The organism is Caulobacter sp. UNC358MFTsu5.1 (assembly GCF_000712075.1).
In the GTDB taxonomy this organism is placed as follows: Bacteria; Pseudomonadota; Alphaproteobacteria; order Caulobacterales; family Caulobacteraceae; genus Caulobacter.
On record NZ_JONW01000013.1, the window covers coordinates 114,167 to 131,908 of the forward strand.

Genomic DNA, 17,742 nt, shown 5'->3' on the forward strand with positions numbered 1-17,742 from the left:
CACGCTATCCGGCGAAGCGCCGAGGCGCTCGGGGTGAAACCAGCACGGATGGTCGGATCGGTAGGGAATCTTCCCTTCGAGCCCCGGGGGATCGCCTGATCGATCAGCGTCCCCGCCCATGATCCCTTTTAAAATCTCGCGGCGACGGTGGGCCATGCGGACTTGCGCGCCCGCCTTCGACGCCGACGGCCGCTGGGGTCGAAGGGGAGCAGGATGAAGCATCTCGACGGTACCGCTCCCTCCCCCAAGGTCTGGCGCAGGCCCCTGCGCGAAGCGATGGTCTGGATTCCCGGCGGCGTGTTCACCATAGGGTCCGACGATCACTATCCGGAGGAGCGGCCGGCGCGCCGGGTCGCCGTCGACGGGTTCTGGATCGACCCCCATCCGGTCACCAATCGACAGTTCGCCCAGTTCGTGAACGCCACGGGCTATGTCACCTTCGCCGAACTGCCGCCCGATCCGAAGGACTATCCCGGCGCCGATCCGGCGTTGCTGGTGGCCTCCTCGATGGTGTTCACCCCGCCGCGCAACGCGGTCGACCTGCGCCATCACCTGCAATGGTGGGCTTTCGTCCAGGGCGCGGACTGGCGTCATCCGTATGGTCCGGCGAGCGATCTCGAGGGGCTGGGCGACCACCCGGTGGTCCACGTCGCCTGGGTCGATGTCGTGGCCTACGCCGAGTGGGCGGGGCTGGAGATCCCGACCGAGGCGGAATGGGAGCTGGCGGCGCGCGGAGGGCTGGACGGCGCCGAATACGCCTGGGGCGACACCTTCCTGCAGGACGGCCGGCACATGGCCAACACCTGGCAGGGCGCGTTCCCGCACCAGAACACCCTGGAGGACGGCTGGGCCAGGACCTCGCCGGTCGGCGCCTATCCGGCCAACGGCCACGGCCTCCACGACATGATCGGCAACACCTGGGAGTGGACGGCGGACTGGTGGTCCACGCCCGACGCGGAAAGCGGAACGCCCCGCTGCTGCGCGGCCAAGAATCCTAGAGGCGGATCCGAGGAGGACAGCCGCGAACCCGGGGGGCTTCCGATCCCCCGGAAGGTGCTGAAGGGCGGCTCGCACCTGTGCGCGCCGAGCTACTGCAAGCGCTATCGGCCGGCGGCGCGGCACGCGCAGCCGATCGACACCTCGGCCTCGCACGTGGGGTTCCGCTGCATCGTCAGATCCCGCGTCTGAGCCGCTCGGAGGCGACCATGACCAAAGTCCCGTTACCGAGTTGGTCCGACACCTCGCCCAGGCGGAAGATCCTGGACTTCGTGGCGCGGGTCACGCGGCCCGGCGGCCGAGACTACGTGGCGCCCGCCGACCGCATCGCCGTGTTCGACAACGACGGCACCCTCTGGGTGGAGCATCCCCTCTACGCCCAGGGCATGTTCGCCCTGGACCGCGCCAAGACCATGGCGGCGTCGCACCCCGAACTGGCCGCCAAGCCGGTGTTCCAGGCTTTCGTCAACCAGGACCTGCCGGCGCTGGCCGCCTGTGGAAAGCAGGAGGTGGTCGAGCTCCTGCTGCATCTCCACGCCCACGCCACCGAGGAGTCGTTCGCCCTGGAGGTGGCGACTTGGCTGACCGAGGCCCGGCACCCCCGCTTCGACCGTCCCTACCCCGCCCTCGCCTACCAGCCCATGCGCGAGCTGCTGGCCTATCTGGCGGCCAACGACTTCCGGAATTTCATCGTCACGGCCGGCGGGATCGACGTGGTCCGGATGTTCAGCGAGCAGACCTACGGGGTGCCGCGCGAGCGGGTGATCGGCTCCAGCGGCAAGACCGAATTCCGGCTGAACGGCCGTCGCGGCGAGATCCGCAAGTTGCCCGAACTGCAGTCGTTCAACGAATACGCGGAGAAGCCGGTCAATATCGCCCTGCACATCGGCCGGCGGCCGATCCTGGCGTTCGGCAATTCCGACGGCGACCTGGCGATGCTGGAATACACCGCCTCGGGACCCGGCCGGCGGCTGCCCATGCTGCTGCATCACGACGACGCCGAGCGCGAATACGCCTACGACAAGGACACCCACGTCGGAAAGCTGGACGTGGCCCTGAGCACGGCGATCGAGCGCGGCTGGACGGTCGTCAGCATGAAGGACGACTGGTCGCGGCTGTTCCGCGACAAGACCCTCTAGGCCGCCGGACGGAACAACGGCCCGTCGACTCCCGTCGACGGGCCGTGATGCGCCGCTCGAGCGGCGATCAGCCGCCCTTGCGGGCCGCCTTTTCGGCCGCATTGGCTTCCGACCGGGTGACGACGCCGTCGTGGTTGGTGTCGAAGGTGGCGAACCGCGGGCCGTAATAGGCGTCGATCTCCGCCGGGGTGACGAAGCCGTCCTTGTCGGTGTCGAGGATGCCGAACAGCCCGGCCTTGCCGATCTTCGGCCAGCCGTCGACGCCCTCGTCGCGGACCTGCGCCTTCACCAGTTCCGCGCCCTTGGTCCACTCGGCGTTGCTGAGCTTGCCGTCCTTGTCCTTGTCGGCGCGCATCAGGAAGGTCCGGCGGCTGTCCTGATATTCCTTCTGCGTCACCTTGCCGTCCTTGTTGGAGTCGGCGAGCAGTTGCTGGGCGTTCGCGGCTGACGCCGAGAGCAGCGCCACGGCGGTGATGAGAACCAGTCTACGCATCCTACAGACCTCCAGGGGAATGGGGCCTCGGCCCCGGGGAAAGCGGACGGTCGCGTGGCTGAGTCGTCGCGACGGGACGCGCGCCGACCATCAGAAGGCCTCGCCGACATAGAAGTAGAGGGCCGACGAGCCGTCCCCGACGGCGTAATCGACGCTCATGTTGAGGTGGTACTTGGTGGACGCCTCGAAGCGGACGCCGATCCCGGCCGCCGGCAGCAGGTCCTTGGTGTTGAACTTGGCGAACTCGGGGGCCACCTCGCCGACCCCGGCGAAGGCCACCGCCCCGAAGCGTCCGTAGATCTTGCGCCGGACCTCGGCCTGGACCGCGAACATGGCGTGGTCGCGATACTGGCCGGCGGTGTAGCCGCGCAGGTCGTTGCTCTGGCCATAGTTGCAGAGGTCGTAGAACGGCCCGCCGTCGGTGGACCGGCAGACCGATCCGCGCCAGGCCACCACGGTCCTGTCGTTGACGTCGTGATAGCCGTTCACCGCCGCGGTGAGGCGCGAATAGTCGAAGTCGCTGCCGAGGTTGTCGGACGACACCAGCCACTGGCCGCTGGCGTAGGTCCCGGACCGTGGATAGTACTCGCTGTCGCGGGTGTCGTACTCGATGGCCGGGCCGAGCTGCGAGACAGTGCTCTGCAGCTCGATGTCGGGCAGTTCGAACTGCGGCAGGAGGCTCGTCGTCTTGAAGGTCGAGTCCATCTTGATGTAGCGGAAGCGCAGGCCCGCGTGGACGTGCTGCTTCACGTGCATGAGCCCTTCGACGACCCCGCCCGTGGTCTTCTGTTCCAGCTCGATCGATCGTCCGTCGGAGCCGGCGTCCGAGCCGATGCCGAAGTAGTCGACGTTGAACACCCCGGTCCCCGCCCCCGCGGTGACCCGGTACTTGTCGCCGCCCAGATAGGCCTTCTGGAACGCGGCCACCGCCCAGCTCTTACTGTCGGTGTAGAGGCCGCCGGCGCCGCTGGTCCAGGGGCGGGCCGATCCGCTCGGCTTGTAGAGCGCCAGGCCCACCACCCCGAGGCCGCTACCGATGGCGGGATTGGACAAGGGGATCGGCATGACCACGAAGCTGGGCTTCATGCTGCCGACCTGTTCGGCCGGCGTCCGCAGGCTGGTGGCGGAGGTCTCGACGTCCTGCGCCCATGAGGCGGCTGGCGAAGCGATCAGAATTCCGCAAAGGAGCAGGCTTCGCATGACGGACGGCCTTCGGCTTTATCCCGTCAACTTTGGGCGCTGGTCAGAGCCGAACAATCAGGTGAAGTCCTAGCCCCCCTTGTGGAAGCCCCAGTATTTCCCGGATGGATTGCCCCAAGCGCCAAACCATCGGGGGATTTAGGGAGGGCGACTAAGGGTTTTACCGGGTAGATTAGAGTGACGGAGCGCTGCAACCGTGCTTCCCGGGTAGAGGGAAGAGCTGTCAAAATGCCTAGAGTCGCCACGGCCTTCACCGGGACGGCGCTTGTTTGTCGGGGGATTGGATGTTTCGCCGAGGTTCTCGGCGGAAAAACCCCCAGCGTTCACCAGGGCGTCGATCGGGCCGATCGCGTCGGCGAACCTCTATTCCCCAACCTAATCACCCCAGTCCACCGCGCGATCAAAAGCGCCGGTGATGGGGTGTTTCACAACCTCTCGCGGAAAATTCAGCGAGCATTTCGTCTAAAAGCTGACAATTATAATGCGAATTACTATCGGAGCGAGAACTGACGATGCCCGTGCCTAGCGCGCCGACCATCCTGCTCGCCGACGATCATTCGATCGTCCGGGCGGGGCTGCGCGAAGCCTTGGAGTCGCAGCCCGGCTGGACGATCTGCGGAGAGGCCTCCAACGGACGCGACGCCGTTCGTCTGGCCAAGGAGCTGGTCCCGGACGTCATGATCCTGGACATCAGCATGCCCGACCTCAGCGGCGTCATCGTCGCCCGCGACGTGCGCAAGCTGAAGACCCACACCGAGCTGCTGATCTTCACCATGCACGACAGCGAACAGCTGGTGCGCGAGGTGTTCAGCGCCGGCGCGCGCGGCTTCGTGCTCAAGTCGGCCTCGACCGACAACATCATCGCCGCCGTGGCCTCGCTGCTGAACCACAAGCCCTACTTCTGCCCCGGGATCACCGATGCGGTGCTGCGCGGCTATCTCTCGCCCGGCGGGCATGGCCTGGGGGAAGTCATCGAAGGGTCGGAGACCCTGACGACGCGCGAACTGCTGATCGTCCAGCTCCTCGCCGAGTCCCGCAGCAACAAGGTCATCGCCTCGATGCTCGACATCAGCGTCAAGACCGTCGAGAGCCACCGCGGCAACATCATGCGAAAGCTGGGAGCCCATTCGCTGGCGGACATCGTGCGCTATGCGATCCGCAACAAGTTGATCGAGGCCTAGCCTCCATCCCAAGGCGCCGCTGAATGCACACGGGCAAGCGCATGGCCGGCGGCTTCGACCCGGCGTTCTTCGAGTCCGCCCTGGACGCGTTCACGGCCAACGTCGCGGTCATCGACGAGTCCGGCGAGATCCTGGCGGTCAACGACGCGTGGGTTCAGTTCCTCGACCTCAACGACGTCAAGGCCGTCGATCACGCCATAGGCTGCAACTATATCGGCTTCTGCGATCGGCTGGGCACGCCGGGCGGCGACGCGGTGGCGGCCGGTCTTCGGGCGCTGCTGGCCGGCGGGAGCGGCCCCTTCCGGCACGAATACGTCATGCCGCTGGACGCCGGTCCCCGCTGGGTCAAGCTGTCGGCCGTGCGTGTCGGGCGTCTGGATCGGCCCTTTCTCATCGTGGCCCACGAGGACATCTCGATTCAGCGCCGTGCCGAGCTGGGCTTGCGGGAGGCCACGGCGCGCCTGCTGCTCGCCGAGGACGCCGAGCGGCGGCGCATCGCCCGGGAACTGCATGACAGCACCGCCCAGCACCTGGCGGGCGCCAAGCTGATGCTGCGGCGTCTGGACGCCCGGGATCCGGCCAGCACGAACGCGGTCCGCGACGAGGTGTCGGGGCTGCTGTCCAACGCCTTGGACGAAATCCGCAGCTTCGCCTACCTGCTCCATCCGCCGGCCCTGGAGCATCTGGGGCTGGCGGCGGCGATCCGGCAGTTCGCGACCGGGTTCTCGCGACGCGCCGACGTGGCGGTGACCATCGACATCCCGGACGACTTCCCTCGGCTCTCCCACGCCACGGAGATCGCGCTGTACCGCGTGGTGCAGGAGGCCCTGGCCAACATCCACAGCCATTCCGGAAGCCAGCAGGCGCTGGTCAGGCTGAGGATCGCCGGCGAGATGGTGCTTCTGGCCGTCCGCGATTTCGGCTCCGGCCTGCCGCCTCGGCGGGGCGGCGCGTCCGGCGTCGGGCTGGAAGGCATGCGTCTGCGCCTCGAATTCCTCAAGGGCCATCTGACCCTGCGCAACGCCGAACCGGGCCTGGCCCTGGAGGCCTGGGTGCCGTTCCTGCCCGAGGGCGAGGACTGATCTGACGAGAAGGCGTGGGAGAGCCGGCCCATCACATGCGTCGGGACATGTGGGCCGGCTCTCGACCCGCAACCACGGCCGCGCTCTTGGGGGATGAGCGAACCGGAGCTTGCCAAGGGAAATCGGGGGTGACGCCTTGACGCGCGAGCAGGTCCAGATTGCCGCCGCGCCGACGCGAGCGCCATCAGGTCAAACCCTAGGAAGAGGCGCGAAAACCCTTATGGCCGAGGGAAATGCTCAGGCCAGGTGAACCGAACTCTTGATCGCGGTGGTGGCGGCCTGCTTCTGGCGGGCGCGGTCGATGGCGTCGTCGAGCAGCTTCAGGAACTCCGACTGCATCTGCATCGACTCGACGTCCGACGCCCTCACCCCGTCCAGGGTCGACTGTCGGATCTCCTCGAGCTGCTCGAGCGAAAGCGCCGCGCACAGGCGGAGGCTCAGGAACTGCAACGCGGCGACTCGGATCTCAAGATTTGTCATCGGCATGTCGCTGAGGAGGCAGGGCGCCAACGGATAGGGACGGAACGCGATCGGGTCTTGGCGATGGTTCGACGGTAGCCATGAAGATCAAGCTGCGCCACGACCGACTCCCCGTAGGCGAATCCCAGGACGACATCAGAGTAGAACGGGCGAAACGTTATTTGGGTCGTTCAAGAAGCTAATTAGTGCGGCGGCGCGGCTGAAAAGAGAAGCGGTCAGCCGACCCGTCGTGAATTCTCCCGGACCAGAGCGAACGGCGCGCGACGTTCGCGGCGCCGTCCTCGCTACGCGGGGACCGCGCGACAAACACATATTCGTATAATGCGTGGGATGTTTCTTCTGGACCGTCCACCCTTATCAGGGCGTCCCGAGCGATCTGAAATCAGGCGAACCCCGCTTCGACACCCGGAAAACGACCTACTGAGTGATAGGGGTTCAGGGTTTTCCGTCAAACTGTGGAGATTGCGCAACGGGGTGCGGGGCCAGACGGCGGCCTTCAGAGCTCGGCGGCGGACTCGGCCACCAGGCGCATGAGCCAGGCCACGGGACCGGTTTCGCTCTCGCCGCCCCGGATCACCGCGCCGAACTGGGCCGGCTCGGGATGGCGGCTGGGCTCCACCAGGACGACGGCGCCGCGGTCGGCGGCCAGGGTGGCCAGGCGCCGGGGCAGCAAAGCCGCCATGTCGGTCTGGCTGACCATCACCAGGGCCGAGGACGCGTCCGGGACGGTCACGGGCCCCTTCAGCCCGCGCGTCGACGGCAGGGCGTAGTCGTCGCTCCAGCTGGTGATGCGCCTCAGGCCCAGTTCGCGCCGCGATCCCCGCCGCATCTCCTCGTTCTCCTGGCCGCCGGAGACGACCAGATAGGGAACGCCCGCCAGGGCCTGCGGCGTGATCCCGTCCGGACCGGCGGCCAAGGCGACCGGATGGTCGACGCGGATCACCCAGACGCCGGTCTCGGTGAACAGCGGTTTGTGCAGGAAGCGCGGCGCGACATGCTCGAAGCCGCCGATCACCATGTCCAGCCGGCCGTGGTCGAGGTCCTCGGCCAGGGGGCCTTCGATCCCCCGGATGCGCAGCTTCACGCCGGGCGCCTGGACCTGGACGCGCCGGACCACGCCCGGCATCAGCACCGAGCACAGATAGGCGCTGGCGCTGATGTGGAAGGTGCGTTGATCGACGGTGGGATCGAAGCGCGAGGCCGTGACGGCGGCCTCCAGCATCTTCAGGGCCGCGCGGACCGGTCCGCCCATCTCGACCGCGCGCGGCGTCGCCTGCAGGCCGGAGGGGCCGCGGACGAACAGTTCGTCGCCCAGCGACAGGCGCAAACGGCCCAGGGCGTGGCTGATCGCCGACTGGGTCAGGCCCAGCTTGGAGCCCGCCCGCGTCGCGCTCTCCTCCTCCAGCAGGGCGTCGAACACCCGCAGCAGGTTGAGGTCGAGGGTTCTGAAATGCGCATCGTTCATGATATCCGTGACGGAATATCATTTTGCTCATGACCTTGGGAGTCCTATCTCCCGGTCAAGGTAAGGCCCTCCCCGGCCCTTCCCCTCAAACCGGACGAGAACCGCGGCTGGCGCGAGCGCCGGCCGCTTGGGCGTGGAGTATTGCGTGAGCGACGCGGAAGGCTATCAGGCGATCGCCGAGGTCGAGGAAGACGCGGCCCGGAAGCGTCAGCAACGCACCCTGGGCCAGAGACTGCGCTGGCCGCTGATGATCGGCGGCCCGCTGATCGTCCTGGCCGTCGTGGCGTTCTTCGTCCTGACCGGCGGCAAGTTCGAGACCACCGACGACGCCTATGTCCAGGCGGCGCGCGCGGCCATCAGCCCCAGCGTGGCGGGACGGGTGATCGAGATCGAGGTCGGCGAGAACCAGGCGGTCAAGAAGGGCCAGGTCCTGTTCCGGCTCGATCCGTCGGACTTCCAGGTCGCGGTCGCCCAGGCCGAGGCGGCCCTGGCCGCCGCGCGCTTCGAGACGCAGGGGTCGCGCGCCGTCTACGAGCAGCGCAACGCCGACCTGGCCGCCGCCCAGGAGACGGTCGCCTATACGGAGCGCGAGGCGGTCCGCCAGCGGGACCTGGCCGCCGCCGGCGTCGCCACCAAGGCCCAGGCCGACGAAGCCGCCCACGCCGCCGAACAGGCCCGCCGCCAGGTCGCGGTGGTCCGCCAGCAGATCGCCTCGGCCCTGGCCGACATCGGCGGCCGGGTCGACGTAGCCGCGGACCAGCAGCCCAAGGTCATGCAGGCCAAGGCCGCCCTGGACCGCGCCAGGCTGGACCTCAGCTACGCCACCATCGTCGCGCCGGCCGACGGCGTGGTCACCAAGGTCGAGCAGCTCCAGGTCGGCAACCGCGTCGCCGCCTCCCAGACCCTGTTCTGGCTCGTCTCGGGCCGGCCCTGGATCGAGGCCAATTTCAAGGAAGACCAACTAGCCCACATGCGTATCGGCCAACCGGCGACGATCAAGGTCGACGCCTACGACCGCGTGCTGAAGGCTCACGTCGTCAGCTTCAGCCCCGGCACCGGCTCCAGCTTCGCCCTGCTGCCGCCCGAGAACGCCACCGGCAACTGGGTCAAGGTGGTCCAGCGCCTGCCCGTGCGCCTGGCCCTCGACGAGGAGGTCCCGCAGCTCAGCGCGGGCCTGAGCGCCAAGGCCAAGGTCGATGTCCGATCCGCCAAGGATGCGAGCGCGAAATGACCGGCGCCGGCAACGGCAAGGGCGACGCGGCCAATCGGGTCGCGATCACGATCTCGGTCATGCTGGCGACGATCATGAACTCGCTGGACACGACGATCGCCAACGTCGCCCTGCCGCACATCCAGGGCAGCGTCTCGGCCTCGGCCGAGCAGATCACCTGGGTGCTGACCTCCTACATCGTCGCCGCGACGATCATGACGCCCCTGACCGGCTTCCTGGCCGACCGCATCGGGCGCAAGATGGTCTTCCTGGTGTCGATCGCCGGCTTCACGGCGGCCTCGATGCTGTGCGGGATCGCCGGCAGCCTGGTCGAGATCGTGCTGTTCCGCCTGCTGCAGGGCCTGTTCGGCGCGGCCCTGATCCCGCTGTCCCAGGCGGTGCTACTGGACATCAACCCGCCCGAGAAGCACGGCTCGGCCATGGCCATCTGGGGCGCCGGCGCGGTGCTGGGCCCGATCCTGGGACCGGCGCTGGGCGGCTGGCTGACCGACAACCTCGACTGGCGCTGGGTGTTCTTCATCAACCTGCCGATCGGCATCCTGGCCTTCGCCGGCGTCTTCCTGTTCCTGTCCGAGAAGAAGAGCGCCGAGAAGCGCCGGTTCGACGTGCTGGGCTTCGCCAGCCTGGCCCTGGCGATCGGCGGCTTCCAGATGATGCTGGACCGCGGTCCCAGCCAGGACTGGTTCGGGTCGAGCGAGATCTGGGTCTATCTGATCGTCGGGATCATCTCGCTGTGGATCTTCGGCGTGCAGCTGGCGACGGCGAAGAAGCCGTTCGTCGACCGCGCCCTGCTGGCCGACACCAACTTCGTCACCTGTTGCGTGTTCGGTTTCTTCATCGGCATCCTGCTGTACAGCGTCCTGGCCCTGCTGCCGCCCATGATGCAGAACCTGCTGGGCTATCCGGTGGCCTTCACGGGTCTGGTCAGCATGCCGCGCGGCATCGGCTCGTTCCTGGCGATGTTCGCCGTCGGCCAGTTGATCGGCCGGATGAGCATCAAGCTGATCCTGCTGGTCGGCCTGTCGGTCAGCGCGGTGTCGCTGTGGATGATGACCCAGTTCAGCCTGGGCATGGACACCCACCTGATCATCGTCTCCGGCTTCCTGTCGGGCGTCGGCACCGGCCTGATCTTCGTCCCGCTCAGCACCATCGCCTTCGCCACGGTCAAGCCGCAGCACCGGGCCGAGGGCGCGGGCCTGTTCGCCCTGATCCGCAACATCGGCTCGGCGGCCGGCATCTCGATCATGCAGGCCCGCTTCGTCAGCGGCATCGAGACCCACCACGCGGTGTTGATCACCCACGCGGGACCCGACAATCCGCTGTTCCAGGCCTATGCGCCGCAGGTCTTCGCCACGATCGAGGGCATGGCCCGGTTCAACGGCCAGATCACCAAGCAGGCCTCGATGCTGTCCTACATCGACGATTTCCAGCTGATGCTGGGCATCACCATCCTCTGCGCCCCCATGATCCTCCTGATGCGAACCCCGAAGAAGAAGACCCCGGGGGAAGAGACCGTCCATGTCGCCGAACACTAAACGCCTCGCCGCCCTCGCCGCTTCCGTCAGCCTGGCCGTGATGGCCGGCGCCTGCACGACCGTGGGTCCGGATTTCGCCCAGCCGGCCGCGCCCAAGGCCGCCGGCTATGCGGCCGCCGGCGAGGCCACGCCCGCCGAGGCCCGTCTGGACGCCGCCGCCTCGGTCGGGCCCTGGTGGAACGCCTTCGGCTCGCCGGCCCTCGACGCCACGATCCGCCAGGCCCTGGCCGACAGCCCCACCCTGGCCGAGGCCGACGCCACCCTGCGGCAGTCCCAGTCCGCCCTGGCCCAGGCGCGCGGCGCGGCCGGTCCGCAGGTCGACGCCACGGCCGGGGTGAACCGCGAGCGCGCCAACCTCCAGGCCTTCGGCTTCACCAGCTTCGGCGACGTCAAGCTGGAGAACCCGACCTTCAACCTCTATTCGGTGGGCGGCGCCGTCGGCTACGACCTGGACCTGTTCGGCGGGAACAAGCGCCGCATCGAAGGCGCGGCGGCGCGGGCCGAGGCGCAAGGCCGGCGGAGCGACGCGGCCTATCTGACCCTGACGGCCAACGTCGCCCTCCAGGCCCTGACCATCGCCACGCTGAACGCCCAGATCGACGCGGTGAACCAGATGATCGCCGCCGACCAGGCGAACATCGACCTGGTCCATCGCGCCAACGTCCTGGGCGGCTCGACCGCCACGGCGCGGGTCTCGGCCCAGAGCCAGCTGGAGCAGGATCGCGCCCTGCTGCCGCCCCTGCAGGGGCAGCTGGCCGCGGCGCGCCACGCCTTGGCCCTGCTGGTCGGCCACACGCCCGCCGACTGGACCGCGCCGGACTTCACCCTGGCCGAACTGAACCTGGCCGCGCCCGTGCCGGTCGCCCTGCCCTCGGCCCTGGTCCGCAAGCGCCCCGACATCCTGGCCGCCGAGGCCGACCTCCACGCCGCCACCGCCGACATCGGGGTGGCGACCGCCGACCTCTATCCGAACGTCAAGCTGACCGCGTCCCTGACCCAGGGCTCGCTGAACCCGTCGGATTTCTTCTTCTACGACGCCACCGCCTGGAGCGTCGGCGGCGGCCTGACCGCGCCGATCTTCAACGGCGGCGCCCTGAAGGCCCGCCGGCAGCAGGCGCGCGAAGAGGCCGTGGCCTCGTCGGCCCGCTACCAGCAGACGGTGCTGACCGCCTTCGCCCAGGTGGCCGACGCCCTCTCGGCCCTGAACGCCGACGACGCGGCCATCGCCGCCTACGGCCGTTCCGAAGCCCAGGCCGGCGAAAGCCTGCGTCTGGCCCGCGTCGCCTACGACAAGGGCGGCGGCACCTTGCTGGAGGTGCTCGACGCCCAGCGCCGCGTCCACGAGATCCAGGCCTCCCGGGTGCGCGCCCAGGGGCAACGCCTGGCCGACGCGGTGCGCCTGTTCGCGGCGTCGGGCGCCGATTGGCGAAGCGCGGCGACCTAACTGACCAAATTCGAAATCTGGTCAGGCCAGTTGCTTGTGCGGCCGGCCCAGCCCGCTATGGTGCGCCCAAGCGGCGCCGACTCCAGAGTGCGTCGAGGTGTCGGGAGATCGGTGTATGCGCGCGAAAACGGCTGTCGTCGGCCTTGCGGCCCTGTTGTCGCTGGGCGTCGCCGTCCAGGCCCTGGCCGCCGAGCCCGTGGTCCCTGCCGCGCCGGCCGGCGTCTGCAAGGGCGGTGACGGGACGGCCGCGGCGTTCGGCGGTCTCCGCACCTTCCGCTGGAGCCCCGAGGCCCTGCGATACGCCAAGGCGCACCGGACCGACCCCGCGATCGCGCCGGCCTATGCGGCGGTGATCAAGCGCGCCGACGCGGCCCTGGCCGGCCCGACCTATACCGTCGTCGACAAGACCCGCACCCCGCCCAGCGGCGACAAGCACGACTACATCTCGATGGGCCCCTACTGGTGGCCCGATCCCGCCAAGCCGAACGGCGAGCCCTACATCCGCCGCGACGGCGAGTTCAATCCGGAGCGGTCGACCAACGCGTTCGACGTCACCGACCTGGACGCCATGAGCGCCTCGGTCGAGGCCCTGTCCCTGGCCTACTGGTTCACCGACGACGCCCGCTACGCGACCAAGGCCGCCCAGCTGCTGCGCGTCTGGTTCCTGGACCCGGCGACGCGGATGAACCCCAACACGAAGTACGCCCAGGGCGTGCCGGGGCGCACCACGGGACGGGCCGAGGGCGTGCTGGACACCTACCGCCTGCTGAGGGTGATCGAGGGCGTCGGGCTCCTGGCGCCGTCCAAGGCGCTGTCGGACGCCGGCCAGAAGGGCCTGGAGCGCTGGTTCGCCGACTACACGACCTGGATGCGCACCGATCCGAACGGGCGCGAGGAGCAGGCCGCCGCCAACAACCACGGCATCTGGTTCGACTACCAGCTGGCCGGGTTCTCGCTGTTCGCCCGCCAGGACGACGTGGCCCGCCGGGTCGTGGCAGAGGCCGGCGCGCGGCGGATCGCGACCCAGGTCGCGCCGGACGGCTCGTTGCCGCTGGAGCTGACCCGCACCCGCGCCCTGCACTACAGCTATTTCGCCCTTGAAGCCCTGGTCGGCACGGCGCAGTTCGGGCGGTGCGTGGACCTGGACCTCTGGCGCTACCGGACCGCCGACGGTCGCGGCCTGCGCGCGGCGTTCGACTTCCTGGCGCCCTATGTGGGCCGGGAGGCCAGCTTCCCGTATCCGGAGCTGAAGCCCGAGGACGCCTCGTCCGAGGCCTTGCCGCTGTTCGCGGCCGCCGCGAACGCCTATGGCGACAAGGCGCTGGCCGAGAAGGCCGACGCCCTGGCCCAGCGCTATCCCGCCAACCTCAGCCGCCTGGTGGTCGCGCCGAAGCCGTGAGGCTTTCCAGGGGCGATCCGAAAAAGCCCCAGAGCTATTGGGCGACGGGCGCGCTATAGTGGGCGGCGCCCGTGATCGCCCCGCGCCATGCGGGATCGCCGGCCTGAAAGGACTTCATGTCCGACCACCCGGACACGCGCGAGACGACGCGTTGGACCGCCCTGCTCGAACTCCTCGGCATCCATCGGATCACCGCGCAGGAAATCCGCGCCGAGACCATGTTCCTGGGCAATCGCCACCAGGGGCGGATCGCCGAGGGCGCGCGCCTGGAGCTCAAGGCCTCCGGAATATCCGCCTATCGCGTCGCGCTGCTGCGGGCCGTGATCCGGGCGGTCCCCGCCCGGGACGCGGCCGGAGCCGACCGATGACCGACGAGGAAGCTCAGGCCTTGCGCCGGGAGAACGACTATCTCAAGCGCCGTAACGCCCAACTGCAGGACGACGTCACCAGCCTGGGCGGCCAGGTCCTGAGGATGCAGCAGGAACTCGAGCGGGTGCATGGTCGACGGGCGGCGATTTCGCCCGATCCGCTGGCGGGCGGCCGGTGATGACGCTTTCACCGGGCCAGCTCGTGGCGTTGAAGAACCTGGCCCGCAAGAAGGCCGGCGAGGCGGTCGACTGGATCAACATCGCCGACGCCCGCGTCCTGACCGATCTGGGCCTGGCGGAGCGCAACGGCGGCGGCTGGGTGATCACCAACGACGGCGTCGCCGCCCTGGCGGGTCACCAAGACTCCGATTGAGGCCGCAGGCCGCTGAATTTCAGGCGTTATTGTTCCTGGACTTCATGTGATCCCTAGTCCCCGATGAACCGATAGCCGATGCCGGGCTCGGTCAGGATCATCTTCGGCGTCGAGGGATCGGCCTCGAGCTTCTGCCGCAGCTGTCCGACGAACACCCGCAGGTACTGGGTGTCGTGGGCATGGGCCGGACCCCACACGGCGGTCAGCAGGTCCTTGTGGGTCAGCACCTTGCCGCGCGCCTGGGCCAGGCGGGCCAGGACGTCGTATTCGCGCGGCGAGACCTTCACCACGGCGCCGTCGCGGGTCACCAGGCGCTTTTCGAGGTCGATCTCGACGGCCCCGGCCCGGATCGGCGCGACCGGACCTTGCGCGGCGCCGCGCTGGCGCAGGGCGACGCGAAGACGCGCCAGCAACTCCCCGACCCCGAACGGCTTTTCCACATAGTCGTTGGCGCCCAGGTCCAGGGCCTGAATCTTCTCGGGCTCGCGGTCGCGGGCCGAGAGGATGACGATCGGGCCGTCGTAGAAGGCCCGAGCCTTCTCCAGCACCTCCTTGCCGTCCATGTCGGGCAGGCCGAGGTCCAGCACCACGGCGTCCGGCGACCACAGGGCGATGCCGCGCAGCCCCTCCTGGCCGCTGTCGGCGCGCAGGGGCTCGTAGCCGGCGGCGTCCATGGCCGGGCCGAGGAATCGGTGGATCTGCGGCTCGTCGTCGATGATCAGGATGCGTTGTCGGATGGCGGACATCAGGCGCTCATAGCAGATGATGCGGAGTCGCGACGGCCTTGGGCAGGCTGATCAGGATGCGCGTGCCCCTGCCGTCGTGGATGGGGCTGGCGGCGGCGATGCGTCCGCCCATGGCGTCGATGAAGCCCTTCGAGATCGACAGGCCCAGGCCCGCCCCCTGGCTGCGGTCGGTGGGCTCCTCCATGCGGCGGAACTTCTCGAACACCTGCTCCAGCTCGGCGGTGGGGATGCCCCTGCCCTCGTCCTCGATGCTGATCACCACGTTGGCGCGATCCTCGTAGGCGGCCATCTCGATGCGGGTGGCCGGCGGGCTGTAGGCGATGGCGTTCTCCAGGATGTTGACCACGGCCTGCTCCAGCAGGCTGGAGTCGGCCCGCACCAGGCTGAGCTCGACCGGGAAGTCGCGGGTCAGGGTCCGGGTCGCCAGCCGGCGCGAGACGCGGTCGGCGGCCGCCCCCAGCACGTCGCGCACGTCGGTCCAATCGGTGCGCAGCCGCAGGGCCCCGCCCTCCAGGCGGGTCATGTCCAGCAGGTTGCCGACATAGCGGTTCAGCCGCTCGGCCTCCTCTCGGATGCTGATCAGCAGGTCGTCGCGCACCGCCGTGGTCATGCCCTTGCCGAAGTCCAGCAAGGTGGTGGAGGCGCCCAGCACCGTGGACAGCGGCGTGCGCAGGTCGTGGCTGATGGAGTTCAGCAGGGCCGAGCGGAAGCGGTCGGCGCGGCGCAGGGTCTCGGTCTCGACCGCCTCGGTCGCCAGTTCGGCCCGTTCCAGGGCCACCGCGCCCTGCTCCAGCAGCGCCAGAAGCAGGCGCTCGTCCTCCGAGCCGGGCGCCATGGCCCCCGCCTCGATCCCGGCCACGCCCGCCCGCGAGCGCACGCCTTCCAGCGGCCAGAAGGTCCAGCGGGTCTGAGGCAGGGTGCCGGTGCCGAACCCGGCGGCCTCGCCCTTCTCCCAGGCCCAGCGGGCGGCGGCCATGGGCGCGGCGTCCAGCTCGTCCAGCGTCGGGGCGCCGGCGGTCGTCTGGAGCTCGCCGCCGGTCGGCAGCAGCACCACGGCCTTGGCGCCCACGGCCGCGGCGGTCTGCTCGGCCAGGGCCTTGGCGGCGGCTTCGCGTCCGGCGGCCGCCGAGAAGGTCCGGCTGGCCGCCAGCAGGGCCGAGACCGCCGAGGCCCGCCGCTGGGCGTCGCGGCCCTGGTCCCGCACCCGCCCGGCCAGGCCGCCGGCCGCCAGGGCGACGGCCCAGAACACGATCAGCGTCAGGAAGTCGGTCGGCGCGCCGATGGCGAACGAATGGCGCGGCTCCAGGAACATGTAGTTGTAGACCAGGAAGGCCACGGTCGCCGCCGCCAGGGCGGGCCGCAGCCCGCGCAGCACGCCGGCCGCCAGCACGGCGGCCAGGAAGATCATCCCCAAGTCCACGCGGTCGAAAGCCACGTCCAGGCCCCAGGCCACCGCCGTCGCGGCGGCCACGCAGCCGGCGGCCAGCAGATAGGCGGTCCATCCCGCCGCCGGTCTGCGCTTGGGCGGTTCGACCACCGGCTCGTGGGTGGCCTCGGTGACGACGTGGATCGCCGCGCCCCGGGCCTCGCGCAGCAGGGCCGCGGCCAGGGACCGGCCCAGCAGCTCGCGCCAACGGCTGTCGGCCGACTTGCCGATGACGATCTGGGTGACGTTGTTGCGCCGGGCGTAGGCCATCACCGTGGCGACGATGTCGGCCCCGCTGAGCACCACGGTCGAGCCGCCCAGCTGCTCGGCCAGCTTCAGGGCGTCGCGCAGCCGCTCCGTCGCCGCAGGGCCGGTGACCGGATGGTCGAGGCGTTCGACGTGGGTCACCGTCCACGGCGCGTCCATCATCATGTCCGACAGCCGCCGGCCGGCCCGCACGAGGCTGGCGGCCATGGCGTCGCCGCCGACCAGCACCAGGATGCGCTCGCCCGCCGCCCAGGGGCCCTCGACGCCCTTCTCGCGCATGGCGGCGACCAGCTGGTCGTCCACGGTCTGGGCCGCGCGCCGCAGGGCCAGCTCGCGCAGGGCCGTGAGGTTCTCGACCTTGAAGAAGTTCTCCGAGGCCAGGCGCGCGGTCTCGGGCACATAGACCTTGCCCTCCCCCAGCCGTTCGCGCAGCTCGTCGGGGGTGATGTCGATCACCTCGATGGCGTCGGCCCGCGACAGGACGCTGTCGGGCACCGTCTCGCGCTGGCGCACCCCGGTGATGCGCTGGACCACGTCGACCAGGCTCTCCAGGTGCTGGACGTTCAGGGTGGTCCAGACGTCGATGCCGGCGGCCAGAAGCTCCTCGACGTCCTGCCAACGCTTGGGATGGCGCGATCCCGGGGCGTTCGAATGGGCGAACTCATCGACCAGCAGCAGGGCCGGCTTACGGACCAGGGCCGCGTCGAGATCGAACTCCATCATCACGTGGCCGCGGTGATCGATCGGCTTGCGGGGCAGCACGTCCATGCCGCGCAGCAGGCTCTCGGTCTCGCGACGGCCGTGCGTCTCGACCAGGCCGATCAGCACGTCCTGGCCGTCGGCCTTGCGGCGGCGGGCGGCGCGCAGCATCTCGTAGGTCTTGCCCACGCCCGGGGCCATGCCCAGGAACACCTTCA

17 protein-coding genes are annotated in these 17,742 nt (G+C 69.4%); 11 read left to right on the forward strand and 6 right to left on the reverse strand.

What is annotated here, in order from left to right; translation table 11 throughout:
* Positions 1 to 213: 213 nt before the first annotated feature.
* Together BR39_RS0124645 and BR39_RS0124650 are read left to right on the forward strand one after the other, a co-directional pair.
* Complete coding sequence (locus BR39_RS0124645) at positions 214 to 1,188, forward strand: formylglycine-generating enzyme family protein (RefSeq protein WP_029917209.1); 975 nt, start codon at positions 214 to 216, stop codon at positions 1,186 to 1,188.
* Positions 1,189 to 1,205: 17 nt separating this feature from the next.
* Positions 1,206 to 2,135, forward strand: coding sequence for an HAD family phosphatase (locus BR39_RS0124650; RefSeq protein ID WP_081916973.1), 930 nt, complete (start codon positions 1,206 to 1,208; stop codon positions 2,133 to 2,135).
* A gap of 67 nt (positions 2,136 to 2,202) precedes the next feature.
* Here the strand turns inward: BR39_RS0124650 and BR39_RS0124655 are convergent, their stop codons facing one another.
* Together BR39_RS0124655 and BR39_RS0124660 are read right to left on the reverse strand one after the other, a co-directional pair.
* A complete protein-coding gene (locus BR39_RS0124655; protein ID WP_029917213.1) occupies positions 2,203 to 2,628 on the reverse strand; it encodes an EF-hand domain-containing protein in 426 nt (141 codons plus the stop codon).
* A gap of 90 nt (positions 2,629 to 2,718) precedes the next feature.
* On the reverse strand, positions 2,719 to 3,828 hold the full coding sequence (locus tag BR39_RS0124660) for a BamA/TamA family outer membrane protein (RefSeq protein ID WP_051696093.1): 1,110 nt from the start codon (positions 3,826 to 3,828) through the stop codon (positions 2,719 to 2,721).
* 512 nt (positions 3,829 to 4,340) lie between these two features.
* On the opposite strand from BR39_RS0124660, the gene BR39_RS0124665 reads away from it, so the two are divergent.
* Positions 4,341 to 5,009, forward strand: a complete 669-nt coding sequence (locus BR39_RS0124665) for a response regulator transcription factor (protein ID WP_029917217.1) — start codon at positions 4,341 to 4,343, stop codon at positions 5,007 to 5,009.
* Positions 5,010 to 5,032: 23 nt separating this feature from the next.
* Positions 5,033 to 6,091: a sensor histidine kinase gene (locus BR39_RS25965; RefSeq protein ID WP_051696095.1), complete on the forward strand. Its 1,059-nt coding sequence runs from the start codon at positions 5,033 to 5,035 to the stop codon at positions 6,089 to 6,091.
* A 237-nt stretch (positions 6,092 to 6,328) separates the two neighbouring features.
* Here the strand turns inward: BR39_RS25965 and BR39_RS0124675 are convergent, their stop codons facing one another.
* Both BR39_RS0124675 and BR39_RS0124680 read right to left on the reverse strand, forming a co-directional pair.
* Positions 6,329 to 6,571, reverse strand: a complete 243-nt coding sequence (locus BR39_RS0124675; protein WP_156035885.1) for a hypothetical protein — start codon at positions 6,569 to 6,571, stop codon at positions 6,329 to 6,331.
* Between the two features lie 496 nt (positions 6,572 to 7,067).
* Positions 7,068 to 8,036: a LysR family transcriptional regulator gene (locus BR39_RS0124680; protein WP_029917222.1), complete on the reverse strand. Its 969-nt coding sequence runs from the start codon at positions 8,034 to 8,036 to the stop codon at positions 7,068 to 7,070.
* Between the two features lie 145 nt (positions 8,037 to 8,181).
* On the opposite strand from BR39_RS0124680, the gene BR39_RS0124685 reads away from it, so the two are divergent.
* The 7 genes from BR39_RS0124685 (at position 8,182) to BR39_RS0124715 (ending at position 14,386) form a co-directional block, all read left to right on the forward strand.
* The gene (locus BR39_RS0124685; protein WP_029917223.1) at positions 8,182 to 9,267 is read left to right on the forward strand and encodes an HlyD family secretion protein; all 1,086 of its coding nucleotides are present in this window, start codon (positions 8,182 to 8,184) and stop codon (positions 9,265 to 9,267) included.
* Positions 9,264 to 10,802 (forward strand): DHA2 family efflux MFS transporter permease subunit, encoded by a 1,539-nt coding sequence (locus tag BR39_RS0124690; RefSeq protein ID WP_029917225.1) that lies wholly within the window; start codon positions 9,264 to 9,266, stop codon positions 10,800 to 10,802. The genes BR39_RS0124685 and BR39_RS0124690 overlap by 4 nt, the downstream gene beginning before the upstream one ends.
* Complete coding sequence (locus BR39_RS0124695) at positions 10,786 to 12,246, forward strand: efflux transporter outer membrane subunit (RefSeq protein WP_029917227.1); 1,461 nt, start codon at positions 10,786 to 10,788, stop codon at positions 12,244 to 12,246. Before BR39_RS0124690 ends, BR39_RS0124695 begins: the two co-directional genes overlap by 17 nt.
* 115 nt (positions 12,247 to 12,361) lie before the next feature.
* The gene (locus tag BR39_RS0124700) at positions 12,362 to 13,645 is read left to right on the forward strand and encodes an alginate lyase family protein (RefSeq protein ID WP_029917229.1); all 1,284 of its coding nucleotides are present in this window, start codon (positions 12,362 to 12,364) and stop codon (positions 13,643 to 13,645) included.
* Between the two features lie 116 nt (positions 13,646 to 13,761).
* A complete protein-coding gene (locus BR39_RS0124705; protein ID WP_029917230.1) occupies positions 13,762 to 14,013 on the forward strand; it encodes a hypothetical protein in 252 nt (83 codons plus the stop codon).
* A complete protein-coding gene (locus BR39_RS0124710; RefSeq protein WP_029917232.1) occupies positions 14,010 to 14,192 on the forward strand; it encodes a hypothetical protein in 183 nt (60 codons plus the stop codon). Before BR39_RS0124705 ends, BR39_RS0124710 begins: the two co-directional genes overlap by 4 nt.
* Positions 14,192 to 14,386, forward strand: a complete 195-nt coding sequence (locus BR39_RS0124715) for a hypothetical protein (RefSeq protein WP_029917234.1) — start codon at positions 14,192 to 14,194, stop codon at positions 14,384 to 14,386. The genes BR39_RS0124710 and BR39_RS0124715 overlap by 1 nt, the downstream gene beginning before the upstream one ends.
* Before the next feature lie 53 nt (positions 14,387 to 14,439).
* Here BR39_RS0124715 and BR39_RS0124720 read toward each other — a convergent pair whose 3' ends face one another.
* Together BR39_RS0124720 and BR39_RS0124725 are read right to left on the reverse strand one after the other, a co-directional pair.
* On the reverse strand, positions 14,440 to 15,132 hold the full coding sequence (locus tag BR39_RS0124720) for a response regulator (RefSeq protein ID WP_029917236.1): 693 nt from the start codon (positions 15,130 to 15,132) through the stop codon (positions 14,440 to 14,442).
* Between the two features lie 7 nt (positions 15,133 to 15,139).
* Positions 15,140 to 17,725, reverse strand: coding sequence for a DUF4118 domain-containing protein (locus BR39_RS0124725; RefSeq protein ID WP_369795691.1), 2,586 nt, complete (start codon positions 17,723 to 17,725; stop codon positions 15,140 to 15,142).
* Positions 17,726 to 17,742: the final 17 nt, after the last annotated feature.

Coding starts and splice junctions, on each gene's coding strand:
- BR39_RS0124725 (WP_369795691.1), bottom strand. CDS start 17,725: ATGGCCCCGGGCGTGGGCAAGACCTACGAGATGCTGCGCGCCGCCCGC.
- BR39_RS0124720 (WP_029917236.1), bottom strand. CDS start 15,132: ATGTCCGCCATCCGACAACGCATCCTGATCATCGACGACGAGCCGCAG.
- BR39_RS0124665 (WP_029917217.1), top strand. CDS start 4,341: ATGCCCGTGCCTAGCGCGCCGACCATCCTGCTCGCCGACGATCATTCG.
- BR39_RS0124645 (WP_029917209.1), top strand. CDS start 214: ATGAAGCATCTCGACGGTACCGCTCCCTCCCCCAAGGTCTGGCGCAGG.
- BR39_RS0124705 (WP_029917230.1), top strand. CDS start 13,762: ATGTCCGACCACCCGGACACGCGCGAGACGACGCGTTGGACCGCCCTG.
- BR39_RS0124710 (WP_029917232.1), top strand. CDS start 14,010: ATGACCGACGAGGAAGCTCAGGCCTTGCGCCGGGAGAACGACTATCTC.
- BR39_RS0124695 (WP_029917227.1), top strand. CDS start 10,786: ATGTCGCCGAACACTAAACGCCTCGCCGCCCTCGCCGCTTCCGTCAGC.
- BR39_RS0124700 (WP_029917229.1), top strand. CDS start 12,362: ATGCGCGCGAAAACGGCTGTCGTCGGCCTTGCGGCCCTGTTGTCGCTG.
- BR39_RS0124680 (WP_029917222.1), bottom strand. CDS start 8,036: ATGAACGATGCGCATTTCAGAACCCTCGACCTCAACCTGCTGCGGGTG.
- BR39_RS0124660 (WP_051696093.1), bottom strand. CDS start 3,828: ATGCGAAGCCTGCTCCTTTGCGGAATTCTGATCGCTTCGCCAGCCGCC.
- BR39_RS0124715 (WP_029917234.1), top strand. CDS start 14,192: ATGACGCTTTCACCGGGCCAGCTCGTGGCGTTGAAGAACCTGGCCCGC.
- BR39_RS0124650 (WP_081916973.1), top strand. CDS start 1,206: ATGACCAAAGTCCCGTTACCGAGTTGGTCCGACACCTCGCCCAGGCGG.
- BR39_RS0124675 (WP_156035885.1), bottom strand. CDS start 6,571: ATGACAAATCTTGAGATCCGAGTCGCCGCGTTGCAGTTCCTGAGCCTC.
- BR39_RS0124655 (WP_029917213.1), bottom strand. CDS start 2,628: ATGCGTAGACTGGTTCTCATCACCGCCGTGGCGCTGCTCTCGGCGTCA.
- BR39_RS25965 (WP_051696095.1), top strand. CDS start 5,033: ATGCACACGGGCAAGCGCATGGCCGGCGGCTTCGACCCGGCGTTCTTC.
- BR39_RS0124690 (WP_029917225.1), top strand. CDS start 9,264: ATGACCGGCGCCGGCAACGGCAAGGGCGACGCGGCCAATCGGGTCGCG.